General features: G+C 41.0%; 14 protein-coding genes. 11 read left to right on the plus strand and 3 right to left on the minus strand.

Annotated elements, in window-relative coordinates:
- Positions 1–48: 48 nt before the first annotated feature.
- The 11 genes from GO816_RS16170 to GO816_RS16220 all read left to right on the plus strand — a co-directional run bounded on the left by GO816_RS16170 (position 49) and on the right by GO816_RS16220 (position 11,611).
- Positions 49–636 carry a hypothetical protein gene (locus GO816_RS16170; RefSeq protein ID WP_157542998.1) on the plus strand — a complete coding sequence of 196 codons (588 nt, stop codon included), beginning with the start codon at positions 49–51 and terminating at the stop codon, positions 634–636.
- Between the two features lie 12 nt (positions 637–648).
- A complete protein-coding gene (locus tag GO816_RS16175) occupies positions 649–1,509 on the plus strand; it encodes a HEPN domain-containing protein (protein ID WP_157542999.1) in 861 nt (286 codons plus the stop codon).
- Between the two features lie 193 nt (positions 1,510–1,702).
- Positions 1,703–2,899 (plus strand): site-specific integrase, encoded by a 1,197-nt coding sequence (locus tag GO816_RS16180; protein ID WP_157543000.1) that lies wholly within the window; start codon positions 1,703–1,705, stop codon positions 2,897–2,899.
- A gap of 354 nt (positions 2,900–3,253) precedes the next feature.
- A complete protein-coding gene (locus tag GO816_RS16185) occupies positions 3,254–4,969 on the plus strand; it encodes a DUF6035 family protein (protein WP_157543001.1) in 1,716 nt (571 codons plus the stop codon).
- Positions 4,970–5,019: 50 nt separating this feature from the next.
- Positions 5,020–5,424, plus strand: a complete 405-nt coding sequence (locus GO816_RS16190; protein ID WP_157543002.1) for a hypothetical protein — start codon at positions 5,020–5,022, stop codon at positions 5,422–5,424.
- A gap of 10 nt (positions 5,425–5,434) precedes the next feature.
- Positions 5,435–6,196: a DUF6615 family protein gene (locus GO816_RS16195; RefSeq protein ID WP_317163654.1), complete on the plus strand. Its 762-nt coding sequence runs from the start codon at positions 5,435–5,437 to the stop codon at positions 6,194–6,196.
- Positions 6,197–6,348: 152 nt separating this feature from the next.
- Positions 6,349–7,650, plus strand: coding sequence for an ApeA N-terminal domain 1-containing protein (locus tag GO816_RS16200; protein ID WP_157543004.1), 1,302 nt, complete (start codon positions 6,349–6,351; stop codon positions 7,648–7,650).
- 422 nt (positions 7,651–8,072) lie between these two features.
- Positions 8,073–8,774, plus strand: coding sequence for an SDR family oxidoreductase (locus GO816_RS16205; RefSeq protein ID WP_157543005.1), 702 nt, complete (start codon positions 8,073–8,075; stop codon positions 8,772–8,774).
- A 290-nt stretch (positions 8,775–9,064) separates the two neighbouring features.
- On the plus strand, positions 9,065–9,814 hold the full coding sequence (locus GO816_RS16210; protein WP_157543006.1) for an SDR family oxidoreductase: 750 nt from the start codon (positions 9,065–9,067) through the stop codon (positions 9,812–9,814).
- A 62-nt stretch (positions 9,815–9,876) separates the two neighbouring features.
- A complete protein-coding gene (locus tag GO816_RS16215; protein WP_157543007.1) occupies positions 9,877–10,119 on the plus strand; it encodes an Atu4866 domain-containing protein in 243 nt (80 codons plus the stop codon).
- A gap of 160 nt (positions 10,120–10,279) precedes the next feature.
- Positions 10,280–11,611 carry a sensor histidine kinase gene (locus GO816_RS16220; protein ID WP_157543008.1) on the plus strand — a complete coding sequence of 444 codons (1,332 nt, stop codon included), beginning with the start codon at positions 10,280–10,282 and terminating at the stop codon, positions 11,609–11,611.
- A 19-nt stretch (positions 11,612–11,630) separates the two neighbouring features.
- On the opposite strand, the gene GO816_RS16225 is transcribed toward GO816_RS16220, so the two are convergent.
- Genes GO816_RS16225 through GO816_RS16235 form a run of 3 tightly spaced genes read right to left on the minus strand, consistent with a single transcriptional unit; the run spans position 11,631 to position 18,750 of the window.
- Entirely contained in the window at positions 11,631–13,592 is a 1,962-nt protein-coding gene (locus GO816_RS16225; RefSeq protein WP_157543009.1) for an OmpA family protein, read from the minus strand.
- A 21-nt stretch (positions 13,593–13,613) separates the two neighbouring features.
- A complete protein-coding gene (locus GO816_RS16230) occupies positions 13,614–14,576 on the minus strand; it encodes a PorP/SprF family type IX secretion system membrane protein (RefSeq protein WP_157543010.1) in 963 nt (320 codons plus the stop codon).
- Between the two features lie 28 nt (positions 14,577–14,604).
- Positions 14,605–18,750 (minus strand): CshA/CshB family fibrillar adhesin-related protein, encoded by a 4,146-nt coding sequence (locus GO816_RS16235; protein WP_157543011.1) that lies wholly within the window; start codon positions 18,748–18,750, stop codon positions 14,605–14,607.
- Positions 18,751–19,072 lie beyond the last annotated feature (322 nt).

Raw genomic sequence — 19,072 nt, forward strand, 5'->3', positions numbered from 1 at the left:
TCGATACGCGCCTGTCTCTCATTTACTTTGAGGTAAAGGATACAAGCCATGAATTACCAGCATATCATCTTACAAAACATCCCTTTGCATTTAGCACAGCGTGAGATCAACGACCTCATCGGCACAATCGCCGATTTTTTCATGAGCGACCGTTTGCCCGGCCATTTAAAGAAACTCAAGGTTTGGCGCAACAACGTGGTCAACGATAGATTCTTTACGTGGCGCAACAGAAGCCCCGCCGACCTTTTGATGATTCACCGGGATGTGGTGCGCCTGGTAGAAGTGGCTTTCCTGTTAAACATGGCACGAATAAATTTTCAGCAGGTAAAGCTTGATGCGGAAAACTTCGATACCCTGATAGCCGCAGAACGCAATGATTGGGAATGCCATGCAGAATACCTCAGTGAAAAGCAATTAGCCAACCCGATGCGGACTATCCGAAAATTCTGCAAAGCCTACACGATGCACGAGTACCGGGAACATTTAGCGGAATGGCTAACCTACGGGCTTTCTAAGCATGCCTGTATAGACTACGAGCCTTACGACATCATCAGGGTATACGAGAACCTGCAGAAACTCTTTGAAGCCTGCTGGCTCATCCGTAATCGTTGTTTACCACCGCTTTTGAAATCTTAAATCTAATACATCATGGAACAAACTGAATTATTTGCCGCAGGCACCACTGTGCCGGGCTTTGCCCGTCTTGACGACCGTATCGATGAACAGGCCATAAACGTGATACCTAAGTTGGTGGCACATATCATCAGCCGATTAGTAACGACAGCAGCGATCTATTACTTAGGCCGCCTGAAAGATGAAAGTGCCGTGCCTTACTTTTTGGTCATAGCCGCCAACCGCGAACAGCGCGAAAGCTTATCCCTGAATGCTATGATAGAGCAAACGTCAGGGGAATTAGGCCAGCTTATCGTATTCGTACACAATGCCAACCATGTTTGTATGGCATTGAGTAACGGCAGCCACTTTTTTAACAGCATCCTGTCGGGCAAGACCTTGGTATACCTGTCAGGCGAGATCATGCTCCCTAAAGCACAATGCCTAAATTATCCCCTGTACCTGCAACAGGCAAACAAAGTATGGGAACGCTGGCATACCATGTCCCTTGAGTTCGGCGCAGGTGCCGAGTTTTATTTAGGCCGTGGTAATTTTAGGCTCGCCTTATTTGCTTTGCATCAGGCCACCGAGTGCGTGCTGAAAGGTATCAACAGGGCTATTACAGGTTACAAGATAGAAGTGCATAACCTTACCCGATTACTAACCATTAGTACCCTGTACAGTGAAAGTTTGGTTGAAGTGTTCCCGATGAAGGATAATGAGGGAAACTTGGAGTTTGACCTATTGAAAGGCGCCTATTCACATTCACGATACAGCGATGACTTTGAACCGGAGGAGGGCATGGTCAAATCATTACAATACCAGGTGAAGAGATTGCAACAGGCCGCCGAAACTTTATACCATACGCACATCAGCAGCCTTGATACAGCAGTTTGATTGAAAACCCCATCAGTCGTTCGCTGCGGCACAGGGCTTTCGTGCCACCACGCGCTATCGCGCCGGGTTGCACTAAGCCCTGAGCCTCACTCAGCAGGGTGAATAATTCTCCGTTTCACTGCGAACACTTCACAAGACGCTGTTAACAGTTCAGTGCACCAACAAACAAGAGGCAACAGGCTGTTCTATCACCATGTTAAATAAACTTAGTATACTACTTTACGTATACCGTTCCAAGGTGAATGGTAAAGGGCTGGTGCCTGTTTATTGCAGGATAACTTTGAATGGCAGGCGAAAACAATTCTCCACCGGGTGTTCATTGCAACCCATGGATTGGGATGCCGGAAAATCAAAATATAAAGGCTTGTCCTCAGAGGCAAGGCACATTAATAAGAAGTTAAGCTCCATAAGGAAAGCTATTTTAAAGGCTTACGATGACCTTGCGCTAAAGAGTAAGCATTTTGATGTTGACCAACTTTACGACGAGTATTGCGGCAGAACCATCGAGGTTAAAACCATTTTGGGCGTATTCGATCTACACATTTTGCAGATCAAAGAGTTGCTTGGTAAAGACTATTCTCCCGCTACTTATCAAAAGTTCATCCTGATAAAAAGCCATATTAAGGAATTTATTAAAACGAGCTATCGCTTGGATGACTATCCATTAGCAGATTTAAAACTGGGATTTCTTTATGATCTTGAACATTACCTGAAGGCACGAAAAAAACAAAATCAGAATACGGTCAATAAAACCATAGAGCGGGTCAAAAAGATTTCAAGGCTCGCTGTAGCTCATGGCTGGTTATCCCATGACCCGTTCGCGCTGTTTAGGAAAAAGCCTTATACTAAAGAAGTAGTGTTTCTTGATAATGAAGAATTGAGGCAACTTGAAAGCTGCCAGTTGTCTGAGCGGTTAAACACAGTAAGGCTACTATTCCTCTTTTCTTGCTATACGGGGCTTGCTTACCATGAACTTACCACGTTGAGAAAAGTCCATATTAAGAAAGATAATAAGGGAATGCTTTGGATAGAAATGATAAGGCAAAAAACGAAACGGCCTATCTCTGTTCTCTTGCTGCCAAAGGCATTGGATATACTCGAAAGCTATGATTACACGAGTAACGCGGGCATATTGTTACCAGTGATCTCTAATCAGAAACTTAACGCTTTTCTAAAGGAAATCGCCGTTAAGGCAAGTATTCATAAGCATCTTACGCATCACGTGGCAAGAAAAACTTTTGCCACCACGGTTTTATTAAATAACGATGTACCTGTCGATGTAGCCTCTTTTATGCTCGGCCACAGCCGGGTATCTACTACGGAAGAATTTTATGCTAAAGTTCAGAAGGAACGGGTAGTTACTCATCTTCAAAAATTGAACTTCGATTAAAACAGTAAATTAAGGCTCGTTCTAATAACAACTATCGGGATTTCTATCGGAATCGAAGCCACTGCACTGCAAAAACAAAATTACCAACGCAGGCAAAGCGTCAAGGTTATACAAGCGGCGCAAGAATGAAATTTGTTTTTTTATTTATTCGTTTTGCGCCGACCTTGACACTTTGCCTGCTGGCTGGTTTCGGTTGTTTACGCAATGCAATGGCTGGGTATGTGCAATAGGGAAAGTATGTTGTCCAATCTGACTTCTAACTTTGGGCATTTATACACGGCCAATCTTCGCTAATCAATTCCTTGCAAATTCATATATTGTTCATTTATCACAAACAAGGAATCCCCGATACAGATGGCTGACAAAAGAACCATTGAAACTATATTAAACCTGGTCACAGGTGAAATTACAGAGGTAGAAGAACTATTTAAAGACCCTGTTACAAGAGAAGCAGAAATATTCCAGTTACGTACAAAGATTGAAAAGAATATTCAAACTAATACGATTGAGCTAGTATGTATATATTGTAAACAGGCCGTTGCCATCAGAGGAAGAAAAAGAAAAGAAGAAGGGAGCCATTTCTTTTTTGCGCATCCTTTCAAAAGCCAACCCTGTATCATAAAAACCGATAGCCGTTTTACTGAGGACCAAATTCGCCGAATCAAATTTAATGGGGCAAAAGAAAGCGATTTGCACAATAAATTGAAGGGGTTAATCGGACATTACCTTAACGAGCATCCTGATGTACATGACGTAAAAATTGATGAGGTCTACCGTAATAAAGCTATATCCCATGAATGGCGTAAGCCTGATGTGTTAGCTGTTTACAAAAATCATACAATAGCTTTTGAGTTGCAGCTTTCAACAACGTTCTTATCGGTTGTCGTAGGAAGAACCCTGTTCTATCAAAATCAAAACGTATTCCTGATATGGATTTTTGCCAATTTTTCCCTAACCAATGACCTGCAAAAGTTCACGCAAAAAGACGTGTTTTACAATAACAATTTCAATGTTTATGTTTTTGACCAACAAGCATGGGAAAAATCAAAGCTTGAAGGACAACTAATTTTGCACTGCTTTTATCAGGTATTTTATATAGAAGGTGAACAGGTGCTCAATAAATGGGAAGAAAGGTTTATAACTATCGACCAGCTAACATTTGAACTTGTAAAAACCGATGTGTTTTATATTGATGCTGAAAAAAGTAAGGCAGCAGCATTTGAAGAGTTAGGGGCTATCAAACAAAGAGAGCTTGAGGAATTTGTAAACAAACGCAATAAATTTGTTGTGGAGCGTGCTATTAAAGCGGTAAGGCAATGCTACAAGTGGGGTTATGTTCCCGGCATACGTGAATATGACCCTTTTGACGAAATTGACACGCCGGAAAGAATCGAACTGTTAAATGAACAGCTGGGCTTTAGTACTAAAAATGTCGATTTTGTCGCCAAACTTTTTTACAAACGTGAAAAGCCTGACTTCCTTAAATTTCTTTGTTTAAAAACAGTAATCAACATAGATACTACATTATTGGCAAATGATGGCAAAAATATATTTGAAGAATTACATGGAATTGATGATTTGTTCGAATTTAAGCAATATATCACCTTCCTGTTTAGCAAAGGATATAAATTAACTGAGAAGGACCGCGAATTGAATGAAAGAATTTACGATAAGAATTATTGGAACCAATCAGACCACGAAAAGGAGCAGATACACAGATGGGGTTATGTATTAATGTGTTCAGAGGTCATAAGCCGAAATTTGATGTTCGATCTGTTAAACAAACACCGGATTATATTCGCCATCGCTTCTGTAAAGCATGATATTTTAATATCTTATGGCTACGATACATTGAAACAACTGGTTCACCATATCTTAGATAGACACAAGGACTATGGAGTATTATTCATTCAGGCACTCGAAAAATTTGACCGGATGAACTTGCTTTTAGCTGAAGATAAGAAAGGGAAACTCAGGGCAAAGATTGAAGCATTCAATCAAAATATTTCAGAACAAGAATCTAGGTACAATCAATTGATTTTCGAGATTTTTCCTGAACTTTACATATAGTCCTTATTGAGGATTAGGCAATCAAATTATTTTCAACCTATTAACTTATCATGGCCATTTACGGTATTGGCGCAAAATACGACACTACAGATATAAGCGCGATATTTCTCAAGGAAAATTTTGTCGCGACAGGGTGGGATGACTTTGATGCCCCAGACCTTCATGAATATTTTAAAGTTATAAACCCTGGCGATATTGTATACATCAAATCCTGCTCTTATAGTAGTGACATTACTGTAAAGGGAGTGGGTATAGTAACAAATGATGAGCTGTTAACTAGCAAGCGGCATTCAAGAATAGAAATCGGTAGAAATGTGAAGTGGATTTACAAAAATTGGTTTGTGATTGACAGACCGTCCGAAGGAAAAAATAATGTACGTGCCAATACAATATATCGGGAATTTCATCCTGATATAATTGCTGAAATAATGAGAGTTTATAACCGTTATGCCTAAGCCTTAAAATATGATTTGTGATACCTTTAAGAACTTGGCTTATTCTACATGGAATAAGATAGATGACAGCCGACGTGTGGCGTTCCAATTGAAAGAGGAAACGTTAACGGATATAAATTTGCTGGAGTTAAAATTGCAGCATCCCACCGAAATCATCACCTGTGATTTTACTAAACATGATGAAGGTAGAAATGGTGCAGATTGGGAATGGTGGTTTACCAACAATAGGGAATGGAAAGGATTTAGAGTGCAGGCCAAGGTCATAGATATTCATTTAGATAAATTCAAGCATTTACATTACCAAAATCCAACATCAATCCCACAATCTGAAAAACTTATCATTCAGGCAGAATGTGATAAATACTACCCACTGACACCCATTTACTGTTTTTATTTGAGCACTGATAAAATGGACGAATCCGCGATGTATCATCCTTTAAAAACTTATGGTTGCTCGTTAATGAACGCTTATGATGTCAGAACTTTAAGAGCTGGAAAGATATGTCACGTTAGCGAATTACAGGAGTATTTGATGCCATGGCATGAATTGGTTTGTCATGGCAGCAATGAAACCCTTTTAGAACGGGTTAAATATGTGGCAGGAAGCTTTTTTAAAAATCCTAAAAAGCTCAAGTCGGAATTTGATGGCACGTTATCTTCTCCACCTGATTACATTCGACATCTGCAACGTGCTATTGGTGATAACGTACATTTTGATTATGTTCCTCAATCTCTTGCTGGAGTCATGATTGTTACCAGTGAAGACATTTAGTGAATCTATAACACCAAAAGTCAATCACTCCACTTTTACCGCATATTTTGTATAATATTATCCTATAACCTGAACTGCGCAAATAGGGTGCGCATTTCCCGGATTATTTCGTTTCGGAAAATTTCAAAATTAAATAGAAACAAGGATTTTTTATGAACGATCCATTAGAATTGAAAGGCTATTGGTTTTTGCCCGAAAGACAGAACGAAAGGATAGCAGGCATGCTAAAATACTTGCCGAATGGTAAGATTACATTGGAATTAATAGGCTCATTAAATGGTAGGGAAGGATATATTGAAGATATAATGCTTGAGGGTTGGAAAGAATCACCGGTCATCTACGGAGAAGCATCTGACGCAAGTCGCGTTACATTGTTAAATTGTCATCCATACGGAATTATTAATTACAGCTGTTCCTTTCCAATGCAAAGCTTTTCGGTTGAAAAAGTAATCAGAGGAATACATTTAAACGGATTCGATGACCCCGTTTTTAATGAGATTATCGTGAATATTCCTTTTTTGACGGAATGGATGAATTTCTATCAGATTGGACTATCATTTCCGATAATAGATAACAAGCTAACGGGTTTTGACCTATCTTACCACCCAAAGGATGTAAAAGACTTTTACGTTGAAATTGACGAGGAGTGGAAACTCAAAATAGAATTTTATGCCTATCCTCCTCAATCGAAATTTGAGGAAGAGCTGATTATCAAACAGTGTTACAGGCTTTCCATTGCTAGTAACTCTAATTTTTCTCTGAAAGAATTTCTATATAAGGCCTCACGTTTTAAGTCGTTTTTAAAGTTTGGTTTGCTCAAAGATGTTGGTTTTAAAGACATTTATCTTTTTAGTCCCAACCACTATCAGGAGCTGGCTGATAAAACGAAACACTATTATCCTGTTCAATTACTTTATCGACAGCATGAGAAGCCATTGTCTGTAAAAAAAGCACGAAAAGAGGCCTTGTTCACCTTTGATATGATAGAACCAACGTTTGAGATATTAATTAGAGAATGGTTTAGTTTCGGTAAAGGAATGGCACCTATTCTTAAGCACCTCGTAGAGAGTATAAAAGAAAAAGAAAGTTTTGGTTCTGTTGATTTCCTTGTAGTCATTCAGGCATTGGAAGGATTTTGTAACCGTTTTAGACCCCAATATAAGCCAACCGGACGAGGGAACAAGCTTAAGCAGCAATTAGAAGCACTTGTAAATGAGTTCTTATTTGTTCCTGGTATAAAGAAACAGAATATAGACGTTGAGGCAGCCGCCAATTCGAGGCACTATTATTCACATTTCTATTCTAGACAATCAGGTGATAAGGTTGTAGAAGGTAAAGCTCTTTTTGAGCTTTATAAATCTTTAAAAGCTCTGTTGATTTGCTGTGTGCTTTCGACGACTGGTTTTAAGAACGATGAACTGCAATCCATAATGAAAAATTATTTTGATAACTAATACAGCAGCTTTTATAATTTTAACTACAAATGTTTACCATCTTATTTATACAAAAAGATTAAATCCGTATCTTTGATATATCATAAGAGGTATCACCAAAGTGAACACCTTGATTAAATTGATTATTATAAATCACTGATAACAAGTGATTTGCAAGTATAGGTTATCGTCCTGCCATCCCGACAACAAGCGATATCACAAAGTATTAAACCCTGTATATAACTTATACAGGGTTTTTTGTTTTATCACTAATTCCTCTCGATACATATTATACCAGCAGCAACTTTAGCCTCAAGTATGAGCTAACTCGAAGCCATAGCTATTGAGCATTCATTTCTTTTATGACTTTACTGCAACGCCTATCTGTTGCAAACCAACCATCTCCCACTTTTGTATTGGTATCTTAAAAAGCCATTATAATTATGAATATAAAGGAAGCTAAAGTGATTGTGACCGGCGCAACCGGTGGCATAGGTTATGAAATTGCGGGTGCCTTGCGCAGGGCTGGCGCAGAGGTAGTTATTTGTGGCCGTGATGCGGGTAAGCTAAAAAAGGCTACTGATGAACTTGATGTTTTTGGCATTGAAGCAGATGTAAGCAAACAGGCCGACATTATTGAACTGTATAGATTTGCTATTGAGAAAATGGGTAGTGTTAACGTACTGGTAAATAATGCAGGTATCGGTGTTTTTGGTTCTTTAGCCGATACATCGGCCGAGGATTTTCAAAAAGCATGGGAAGTTAATGTAAAAGGCCTGTTCCTGGCGGGCAAGGAAGCAGCTAAATATTTTATTGCCCAAAAGTATGGCAACATCATTAACATTGGTTCAACTGCAGCGCTTCGCGGTTATGCAAATGGGTCAGCTTATGTTGCCAGCAAGTTTGCTGTATCGGGCCTTACTGAATGCTGGCGTGCAGAACTGCGCCCACATAATGTAAGGGTAATGCAAATTAACCCCAGCGAAGTAATAACCGATTTTATTGCCAAGGCCGGCATGGAAATAAAAAATGAAGATAATAAGCTTAAACCAGAGCAAATTGCCCATTTAGCTGTAAGCATGCTAAGCATGGATGATGTAGGATTTATACCTGATGCCTCCGTTTGGGCCACAAACCCCTGGTAAGCTATTATACATACTTAAAGACCTAATAATGAGCGCTTCTTATTCCTTATAAAGCTGGAATATTTAGTTGTTTAAATTTCTTTAGTTACTGAAACATTTCGTCAAAAAATTGATTAAACTTTATAAAAAGCATCAAGTTATGTTACGCAGATTTATGGATATAGAGCTGATTCAGTAACTTATAGATTAATAGTTTTGGCAAACTGAGATGTTTGATTTTTGTAGTTATTGGTTTGTTTTTAGCAGCCTGTGTCCCGTTATTGAGCACTAATTTTGATAAAAAAAACAATATGGAACAAATTAAGATCGAAGGAAAAGTTGTAGCCATAACCGGTGCAAGCAGCGGTATTGGCGAGGCAATTGCCAAGCATTTAGCTAAAAGTGGCGCAAGGGTTGTTTTGGGTGCCAGACGTGCTGATAATCTTAAAACTATTACTGAATTTATAACCAGCCAGGGCGGGCAAGCAGTATATAAAAGCCTTGATGTAACAAACCCCGATGATGTAGCTGAATTTGCAAAATTTGCGGTTGATGAATTTGGTACACTGGATGTTTTCGTAAATAACGCCGGCCTTATGCCCCTTTCCATGATAAACAGCTATAAGGTGAATGAATGGCACCAAATGATTGATGTAAACATTAAAGGTGTATTACATGGCATAGCAGCAGCGCTACCTATTTTTGAAAAGAAAGACAGTGGTCAGTTTGTGAACATCACTTCTGTGGGCGACCGCTGGGTTGGTCCAACATCAACCGTTTACAGTGCAACTAAATTTGCCGTTAGGGCCATATCAGATGGTTTGCGCCAGGAAGTAAGCAACAACATCAGGGTAACCCTAGTTGCACCGGGCGCTACCGAATCCGAACTGCCCAATACCATATCAGATCCTGCATTGAAAGATCAGTTGGTGGAGCGGTTCCGGACAAGCTTATTACCGGCAAATGCCATAGCAAGAGCTGTTGCTTACGCTATTGAACAACCATCAGACGTTGATGTGAACGAGATTGTAGTAAGGCCTACCGCTCAAAAGTCTTTTTAAAACAAGCAAGCACTTATTTATTTACCAGGGGGTAACAAACCCTCTGGTTTAAAATCAATTTTATGAGTAACAATAAATATGTTGGCATGTGGGTGACCGCCGATGGCTACATCAGGCAAGAGCTTTTACCCAATGGCAGATATGATGAAGCGAGAGGAAACCGTCAAAGCGCCTATACCGGCCGTTATGAAATAACCGGAGATTACATCGAATACTGGGACGATACCGGCTTTACAGCCGACGGTAATTTTACTGACATCAATACCCTTCAACACGGCGGCTACGTGTTTTACCGGGAGAACTAAATATTAGTAATCTATCAGTTTAACATATCGCAAACAACCATTTTTCACTTTTAGTTTATAAAGCCTGTAATCAATAATTACAGGCTTTTCTGTTAAGGAAATATCTTATTTAAAGCGTGTTTATGCTTTTAAAATACAGTATATTCACAACAGAATCCCCTTGAAACCCTTAACTAAATTTAAACTTTTCCTGCGGCTTAGAACGTGGCGCTGGCTGGTTGGGCCCGAGACGCGGTTTGATCTTACTGCTCGTATTTTTCATTCCATATGCATTTTTATACTTGCAGCACTGGGGTATAATGTTCCCTTTAATTATATTGTTGGTTTACATGATATAGCCCTTTTAAGCGCTGTTAGCTTTCTACTGTTTGCAATTGTATACTACCTCTCAAGGGTTGCTCAAAAAAAGTCAATAGCCGTATTGCTCTTTTGCATTACAGGTAATATATTATTTATTGTCAACTTCTTCCTTAATTCGGGCATTGACGGGCCAACCGACCTGTTTTTTATTTTAACCATGGTGGTAATGATTGCTGTTATACCGGTAAGATATTACTGGATACTTATAGCTACACATTTCATCATAGTATTATCACTACACGGCATTCAATATATAAATGCCGATTTGGTACCATATACTTACGACAGTACAGCGTTCAGGTATAGTGATATAACATCGGCTTATGTGGTAGTTGTGTCACTCATTTTGCTTTGCTTTTATTTCATCAAGTATAACTATGACCTGGAGAAAAAATCAGCTGAGCAAAAGGCAGCAATGATGAAGTTGCTTAACGAAGAGAAAAACAAGCTTTTCTCCATCATCTCTCATGATTTGCGCGCTCCGTTAACTAACGTTCAAAACTATTTGGAGCTGCTTGGAGAAGTTGACTTAAGTGCCGATGAGCAGCAGGAAATTAAGGTAAAACTACTTGACTCTACTCGCAACACGCTTGATATGCTTAATAACGTGCTTTCATGGTCAAAATCACAAATGAGCGGTTTAAAGTTTAGTTCAACAGAGTTGTATCTGCATGAACTGCTTTTACCCCAGTTGCTGTTGTTTACCAACATTGCCCAAAACAAGAATATCAAAATTGAGATCTCAATTGATCAAGAGCTAAAGATTATTGGCAATGCCGACATGGTACAAATGATTATGCGTAACCTGATAAATAACGCTATAAAATTCACGGCTCCCGGCGGACGTATTATAGTAAGTGCACAGCGCGAAAATAACTATGCCCTGCTGCTGGTGAAAGACAGCGGAGCAGGCAAACCTGTTAAGCTTTCCAACAACATATTTTATCTCAACAATGAATCAACAAAGGGAACTGCTAATGAAAAAGGCGTAGGCCTGGGCCTTGTACTTTGCAAGGAATTTACCGAAGTGCAAAACGGCAACATATGGTTTGAATGCGACTCAGTAAGCGGCACTACATTTTTTGTGGAGTTACTACAATACAATGGCAATGCGGTTTCTATGCCCGCATGAGGTAACTCATTAGTAACGCTTAAAACTTCAAAATAGCAAACTCAGTTCTACGGTTTAGTTGATGCTCAGCCTCACTGCATTTTACGCCATTGCTGCATTTATTAAGCAGGCGGGTTTCACCGTAGCCGCGTGCAATAACCCTGTCTTCGTCAATATCTCCTACTGTTATAATATACTCAACCGCGGCATTTGCCCGTTTGCGCGATAAATTCATGTTATAATCATCATCGGCACGACTATCAGTATGTGATGATAGCTGAATAACAATGGTCGGATTGTCTTTCATTATTTTGATTAGCTTGTTAAGCTCAACCTCTGCATCGGGCCTGATGTCCCATTTATCCAGGTCATAATAAATATTTTCCAGGCGGATGGGCTTCTGCAATTCAATTTTATCCAAATACAAGTTGCGCTTAAGCACCTCATTAGGGCTAATCCCCGTGGTGGAAAACGGCTTTTGGCTATCGGTGAGGTAGCCGTTCTTCTCCCCTTTTAACTGGTAACCGGCATTGGCGTAAACTGTGAATGCGTATGCTCCGTTGCTACCTGTGCGCACCTTAATGGGTGATCCCTTTGCAGGTGTAAGGGTAATATAGGTATCAGCAAGAGGCCTGCGGGTGTTTTTATCGTAAGCAACACCCTCAAGCCTGTAAGCAACAGGTATATTGTATGCAAAGCTATAAACATCATCACTACCCACACCACCGGTACGGTTTGATGATAGGTAGCCCGAAGCGTTGTCGTATACAACATATGCAAAGTCATCTTGTGCCGAATTAATTGGGTAGCCTAAATTAAGCTTGCTGCCAAAACCACCGGCTGTACGTATAGCCTTAAAAACATCAAGGCCGCCCATACCCTTATCACCATCGGTTGAAAAATACATATTGCCTTGCACATCAATAGATGGCGTACGCTCATTGGCAGGGGTGTTTATACCATTTACATTAATGGGCTGGCTCCAAACACCGGCATCTTTAGTACAGTAATAAATATCAGTTCCCCCAACGCCACCAGGCATATTTGATACAAAATATAGCGTTTTGCCATCGGGCATTATAAACGGATCGCCAACTGAATATTCTTCTTCTTTATTATAAGTAAAGGGCTCGGGCTTACTCCATTTACCGTTCACGAGTTTGCTGGAATACACACCTAAATTAATAGTGGCTATTTTGGCCGTCTCCTTAACCTTCTCTTTAGGCAGGCGGGTGAGGGTAAAATACATCTCAGTACCATCGGCAGTGTAGCTGGCGGCTCCAATATGATAATCGGTACCGGCAATAAATGTAAATGGCTTTACAGCATCAGTTGATGCATTAGCGGTGGGCTGCTCATACAGGTTCAGATACTTGTTACCTGTCCACCCGTAAACGCGTTTATCAAGGCTTACATTACTGTCAAACCAAATAAGCGGGCGTTTTTTACGCAATTCCGCCTGATCTTTTTTATCAGTGCGGTCTGAAGTAAAAACAATATTAGAATTGTACTTAACAGCCCCCCAGTCTGATTCCTGTGAGTTTAACGTAGTAATGTTACGTATATCCACATCAACCGGCTTCTTCATCCACTTAATTGCCGAATCGCAAGATGACATCCAGTAATTTAACTGCTTTAAATCGGCATTAGGCGTTAGCGTGTAGTATCTGGTATATTGTTCCTTAGCTTCAATGTACTTCAAATTATTTTTTAACACCTCGGCGTAGGTGAAGATATTCTGCGGCTTGCTACCTTCCAGGGTAACTACTGTAGCATACCACTTTTCGGCTTCCTTGTAATCACGCATCATTCGGTACGAGTTAGCCAAACGCTCGGCAGTATAAAGTGTAGGTTTCTTTTTGTAAGCCTGCAGGTAAAGTTCGGCAGCTTTACTGTAGTTGTACAAAGCGTACTGCTCATCGGCCAGTTTATGAACGTATTGCGCACTGGCTGCATAGGCAACAGCCAATACGATAAAAATGGAAGATATTATTTTTTTCATGCCGGTTCTGGTAGGTAATAATTAAAAGAACCTAGGAGTTAACATCCTTGCTTTCTGTGTTTTGATGTAAAAGCCAATTGAAATTTCGTGCGTGCCACTGCTGTAACCTTTAAGCGGACCAATGGATACATCATATGCATAACCAATGCGCAGATTTTCAAGTGCAAAAACCTCAACGGCCCCAACAAATGAGTTAAGGTAACTTAAATCATTTTGCAGGTGATTTTTATTATACAATTTGACAGCAGTACGGTACGAACCACCTATCCAAAAGCGCTCGCCAAAGGCAACAAATGCATTTAAATCTAAACTTGTAGGTCCGGCGGCATCATCCTTCAACAGGATACTTGGCTTAAGCAACACATCTTCTGATACAGGGAACAAAGCGCCGCCCGTTAAGTAATAATGTGGTTTAGGCTGTGCTATGTAACCCCTGTTGCGTACGTTAATGTACTGCGATATTAAATTATCGGCAGACACACCGGCGTAGTATTTATTGTCCGAGTAAAATATACCTATACGTCCGTCAGGCACTATGGTGCTTTGCATACCAACGGGCATATAAGGTTCAGGGTCATTTGGGCTAAGCAAACTGCCATCAATACCCAATTGCTGTACACCTAAGCCCAGGCCAAAAGCCAATCTCGAGCTGCCATCATTGTTCATGCGCAACCTATATGCATAATTGGCATAAGCCGAAAGGTTGCTTTGTGCGCCCAACTTATCATGTGACACCTGCAGCGCCAAGCCCACATTACCGTTGTTGGCAATAGCATCAACAGCCAGCGACATACTTTTGGGCGAACCCTCAATACCTGTCCATTGCGAACGGAAGTAGCTGTGCACGTTTAAGTTTTCTTTATACCCTGCATAGGCCGGGTTAATATATATGCCGTTAAACATATACTGGCTTTGCTGGGCATCCTGCTGGGCGTATAAGTGCCCGGCAGTAAGTAGTAATATCAGTGTTAGAATTTTTTTCATATCAGCCTGTTTATTGCATCCGCAATGCTTAATTGTTTCTTAGCGTACGCATTAAAGTGATATAACCTTTTAGTACCTGCCAATCGGTAGTTTTAACTTTAAGTATGTAATAATACGTTCCCTCGTTAAGCCCCTCTCCTGTCCAGGTATTTTTATAGCCGCTTTGGTGAAAAACCTCGTTACCCCAGCGGTTTACAATAATCAGTTCGTTTTGTGAAAATTTCTCTAGTCCGCGTATTTCAAATACGTCGTTTATACCATCGCCGTTTGGCGTAAACAAATTAGGTATTTTAAGTAATGATGTTGCGCTTATGTTAATGGTAACTGTTGCCACATTGGTATAGTAGCCATTTAAATCGCGCACGCGGTAAGTAAATACATCGGTACCAGCATAACCTGTGTTAGGGGTATAAGTAACGGTTCCGTTTCCGCCAATTACTACCCTGCCGTTGGCAGGCTGTGATATAATTTCAATTGACTGCTGATTGAAGGTACTGTTTCCGCTATTATCATTACCCAAAACATTTACGGTTACCGGAGTATTAACGCCTGTAAAGTCGGCATCGTTAGTAGCCACCGGCGATTTAGGGAACGACGTTTCTACAGATGCAGGTGATGTAAGTGGGTTGCCGCCTGCATCAACCGCGTTTACAATAGCATTATTACGTACTATACCCGCATCTTTATCGGCTTGTGTAAGCGTATAATTAAGTGAGTAATTAACTACTCCTCCGGGCTGCAATCCGCCAACAGGAAGTGTTATGGTTGAGTTGTTTAATCCAAGCTTTATATCAGTCAGGTTCACGCTGTTAATAACCGCACTTCCTGTATTCCTGATTTCAAATGTATAAGTGATGAAGTATGAATTGAACACACCTGTTTTTGTTAAGCTGATTGCTCCCGTTGGCGGAGCAGCAGTTATTGCAACAACCGTTGGATCTTCAGCAGGACCGGTTGCCGGGTTATCCGAACGTTTGCTTACGGCTATTCCATTAGCATCGGTTCCGCTGGCTGTGGCCTGGTTGCTGTAAAAGCGGGCTGTAACATCGGCCTGAACCACGGTATGCCTTGCTGTTACCGTTGCCGAGGCATTTGGTGCCAGGGTGGCAATAGTTGCAGGCGAAATTGAACCAGCATCGGCACCGGCATCTGTTACTGTTACGTTGCTAAGCGTTGTGCTACCGGTGTTAGTAACAACAAGCGTATAATTTATTACGTCTCCTGCTTTACTGTAACCATTAGTTGCCACCTTGGTAAGATTTATTGATGAGGCATATATAGTTACATTAACGGTTATAGGGTCTGACACAACCCCATCGGGCGTGGTAAGTGTATAGGTAAAAGTATCATTACCTACATACCCCGCAATGGGTGAATAAGTTACCCTACCGTTTGCATCCACTGTTGTTATACCACGTGCTCCGTTTGTAGGCGTTACGGTTGTTCCGTTTGCGCTTGGCCCGTCATTGTTTTTAACGGTAATGTTTACAGGCGTATTTAACGGCGTAGTAGCGACATCATTTACCCCAACCGGCTTAATATTTATGGTAACCGTTATAGGGTCAGATACAATCCCGTCAGGCGTTGTTAAGGTGTAAGTATAAGTGTCTTTACCTATGTAGTTATTTACCGGAGTGTAAACCACCCTGCCGGTAGCATCAACTGCTGTTGTGCCATGCAAACCATTAGTAGGCGTTACCGTGGTGCCAATACCACTTGAGCCATCATTGCTTTTTACTATGGTGGGAACGGGCGTATTTATTGGGGTAACGTCTGCATCGTTTATGCCAACCGGCTTTATGTTAATGGTAACTGTAATAGGGTCTGATACTATACCATCGGGAGTTGTTAAGGTATAAGTGTAGGTATCAATACCGGCATAGCCAGTGTTAGGTGTGTAAATTACCTGGCCATTTGTATTAACCGTAGTGGTACCATGCGCCCCGTTAATTGCGGTTACCGTTGTACCTGTAGCACTTGGCCCGTCATTAGCTTTTACTGTTGTGGTAACAGGCGTATTAATTGGGGCCACATCAGTATCAGCGGTACCTATCGGTTTAATGCTGATGCTGATAAGGGCGCTAACACTTTCCGTCCCATAATTATCGCGCACGGTATAAGCTATGGGTGTTGCTTTGCCTGTGAAGGTTGCCAGTGGTGTGAAAGTTACGCTTCCATTTGTAGCGTTTACCGTATATGTACCTTGGTTTAGAATGGTAACGCTTGTTTTCTTTGCATTATCAGCCGGATGAATAAGTTGTACCGTAGTAAGGTTTATGGTACCATCCGCATCAGTATCATTACTGGTTATATTTAGCGTAATGGGTTGCCCAATACCTGTCGTGCCGGCATCTGCAACCGTAACTGGAGCCTGGTTTATTCCAAAATTTACGTTGGTTACATCTAAACTGGTGCCTGGTGTTGATACTGCAATTTGCAGGTTAGGCGTACCCGGCTTTATACCTGAATTACCGGCATTATTGTTACCGTAGAATGCGCCCGAAGCTTCAAAGCCTGCAGGCAGGTTAGCAGCTACAGCTGCCAAATTTCCACCCACAGCAACATCATTGGTTGAAATAGCTACAGTATAATTTCCGTTATTGTTATTAGCGAGTGCATAGGTTCCGTTTGCAGCAACTGTTGCCTTGTTTACAATTACACCGGCAGCATCAACCAGGTAAGCAAATAGCTGCTTACCTCCTACGCTTTGTAAGCCATTGCCTGCTATTGCATTGTCGGCTGCACCGTTTCCATCGTTCACAACCGTTCCTGATATTGTCACACCTATGATGTCCTTTAAACGATAATCTTCGGCCTCGCCATCGGCTGCAAACGATATGCTGCGGTCATCGGCCGGAGTGGTAGCATCGTCTAACAAATTGGTAGTGGTAATGCGCAAACGGGCATAAAGCGGCCCCACCTTAACTTTACCGGCAAACATGGCGTTTGGAAAAGTTAAGGTAAAAGGTTGATTTATGGTATTTGCCGGAACGGTAACCCGTATCAGTTCGTCTATTCCAAAAATTCCATCACCGTTAAAGTCAATCCAACCATACAAAATTGCAGGTACTGCTTTTTCGTTAGTAGCCGTTACATTTAAAACCACATCACCCTGCTGGTTAACCTTTACGGTTGGCAGGCTTGCAGGGCTCAATGTACTTTCATCCGGATTGTCAATTAAATCGTCACTATCGGCATTAACGCCACCTTTTGGTTGCCCGTCCGGGTCTAGGTTGTTAGCACCAATATACACATGCGCTTTAGGTGTTAAAGGCGATGTGTTATAATTAACAACCTCATAGGTACCATCGCCCGGATAATAGGTTGTTTGCTCAAAATCATCAATATAGTGCCCGGTTACACCATAGGATAACGGCACGTCGCCCGAATCAAACGGTAGCACAAAACCAATGGCCATAGCCGTAATGCCCGACCCTTTCATTGATACGTTGTTGAGACTACTTGCGCCACGAGCAAACATCACTGCCTGAACTCCGAAATTACCCGGCGGCAAATCGGCATAAAGTCTGAAAGATTTACCACCGTTGCTTAAATCCATTTTGTAATGAATGTCGGCCACGTTGCCTTGCGTGCGCTTATTTAACAACTGCCAGGCAACGGTATTAGGCGTATTTCCTGATATGTACTCACCTCCCGAATCTATTGATTCTGCATCGGCAATGATCATACCCGGGTACGAAATATTTGTCCAAACGTTATTAATAAGTATCGCAACCTTTATATCAATATCAAACGTAACGGTTCCGCCATTGGTAGTAGCTATACCCGAGTTTGGCACCCCGCGCGAATCTGGCTTGGGTAAGTTATTGCCTGAGTAGATTAAATCCAATCCGTCGCCAAAGTAGCTGCCCGGTGTATAGGAGGTCATGCCTGCTCCTGTCGAAAATGTTTGATTGTTTATTACTGCGGTAATGCGCACCGTGGGCGAAAACTGCCAAACGTAAGTACCACTTATAATGTTAGATGAGCTATAACCAACAGGCGTTTCAATTAAGGTTGATCCAGGAGCGCTACGATCCCAGGTGAGCCAGTAAACCGAATTGGCCAGCTTTACCCCGGCACTGCCTCCAATGGCATATTGGGCTGATGCACTGAAGGCACCACATATAAAAACAAATAACAGGGCAACCCTGAGTAAGTATTTATTGAGCATTAGGTATAATGTTTAGGCGTAACAAAAGTCTGTTTTAGCTTAAAAAAAAGCAATAACCGGCTATTATATTGTGCTTAATTTTATACTATGCGCTCTTTTAAATAAGTCTCGTAAAGTTATTATCATATTAGTTGTTATAATTTATTCCAGAATTAAAGGCACCTGATTTCTGCCTTTTACGTATAAACCCCTTAAAAGTTACCGAAGATATAAGTTATTAGAAGGAATTTTAATATTTATTTTTTCACAATTAGCAGTGAGATTAATTTTTAGTTAACCGCCGGCAAATAGCATCAGGTTATTTTGAAACAAAAGTCTACTT

The organism is Mucilaginibacter aquatilis, assembly GCF_009755275.1.
GTDB lineage: Bacteria > Bacteroidota > Bacteroidia > Sphingobacteriales > Sphingobacteriaceae > Mucilaginibacter > Mucilaginibacter aquatilis.

What these genes read in the sequence shown, in the direction of transcription:
- GO816_RS16170 (WP_157542998.1), top strand. Translation starts at nt 49, where the DNA reads ATGAATTACCAGCATATCATCTTACAAAACATCCCTTTGCATTTAGCA.
- GO816_RS16175 (WP_157542999.1), top strand. Translation starts at nt 649, where the DNA reads ATGGAACAAACTGAATTATTTGCCGCAGGCACCACTGTGCCGGGCTTT.
- GO816_RS16180 (WP_157543000.1), top strand. Translation starts at nt 1,703, where the DNA reads ATGTTAAATAAACTTAGTATACTACTTTACGTATACCGTTCCAAGGTG.
- GO816_RS16185 (WP_157543001.1), top strand. Translation starts at nt 3,254, where the DNA reads ATGGCTGACAAAAGAACCATTGAAACTATATTAAACCTGGTCACAGGT.
- GO816_RS16190 (WP_157543002.1), top strand. Translation starts at nt 5,020, where the DNA reads ATGGCCATTTACGGTATTGGCGCAAAATACGACACTACAGATATAAGC.
- GO816_RS16195 (WP_317163654.1), top strand. Translation starts at nt 5,435, where the DNA reads ATGATTTGTGATACCTTTAAGAACTTGGCTTATTCTACATGGAATAAG.
- GO816_RS16200 (WP_157543004.1), top strand. Translation starts at nt 6,349, where the DNA reads ATGAACGATCCATTAGAATTGAAAGGCTATTGGTTTTTGCCCGAAAGA.
- GO816_RS16205 (WP_157543005.1), top strand. Translation starts at nt 8,073, where the DNA reads ATGAATATAAAGGAAGCTAAAGTGATTGTGACCGGCGCAACCGGTGGC.
- GO816_RS16210 (WP_157543006.1), top strand. Translation starts at nt 9,065, where the DNA reads ATGGAACAAATTAAGATCGAAGGAAAAGTTGTAGCCATAACCGGTGCA.
- GO816_RS16215 (WP_157543007.1), top strand. Translation starts at nt 9,877, where the DNA reads ATGAGTAACAATAAATATGTTGGCATGTGGGTGACCGCCGATGGCTAC.
- GO816_RS16225 (WP_157543009.1), bottom strand. Translation starts at nt 13,592, where the DNA reads ATGAAAAAAATAATATCTTCCATTTTTATCGTATTGGCTGTTGCCTAT.
- GO816_RS16230 (WP_157543010.1), bottom strand. Translation starts at nt 14,576, where the DNA reads ATGAAAAAAATTCTAACACTGATATTACTACTTACTGCCGGGCACTTA.
- GO816_RS16235 (WP_157543011.1), bottom strand. Translation starts at nt 18,750, where the DNA reads ATGCTCAATAAATACTTACTCAGGGTTGCCCTGTTATTTGTTTTTATA.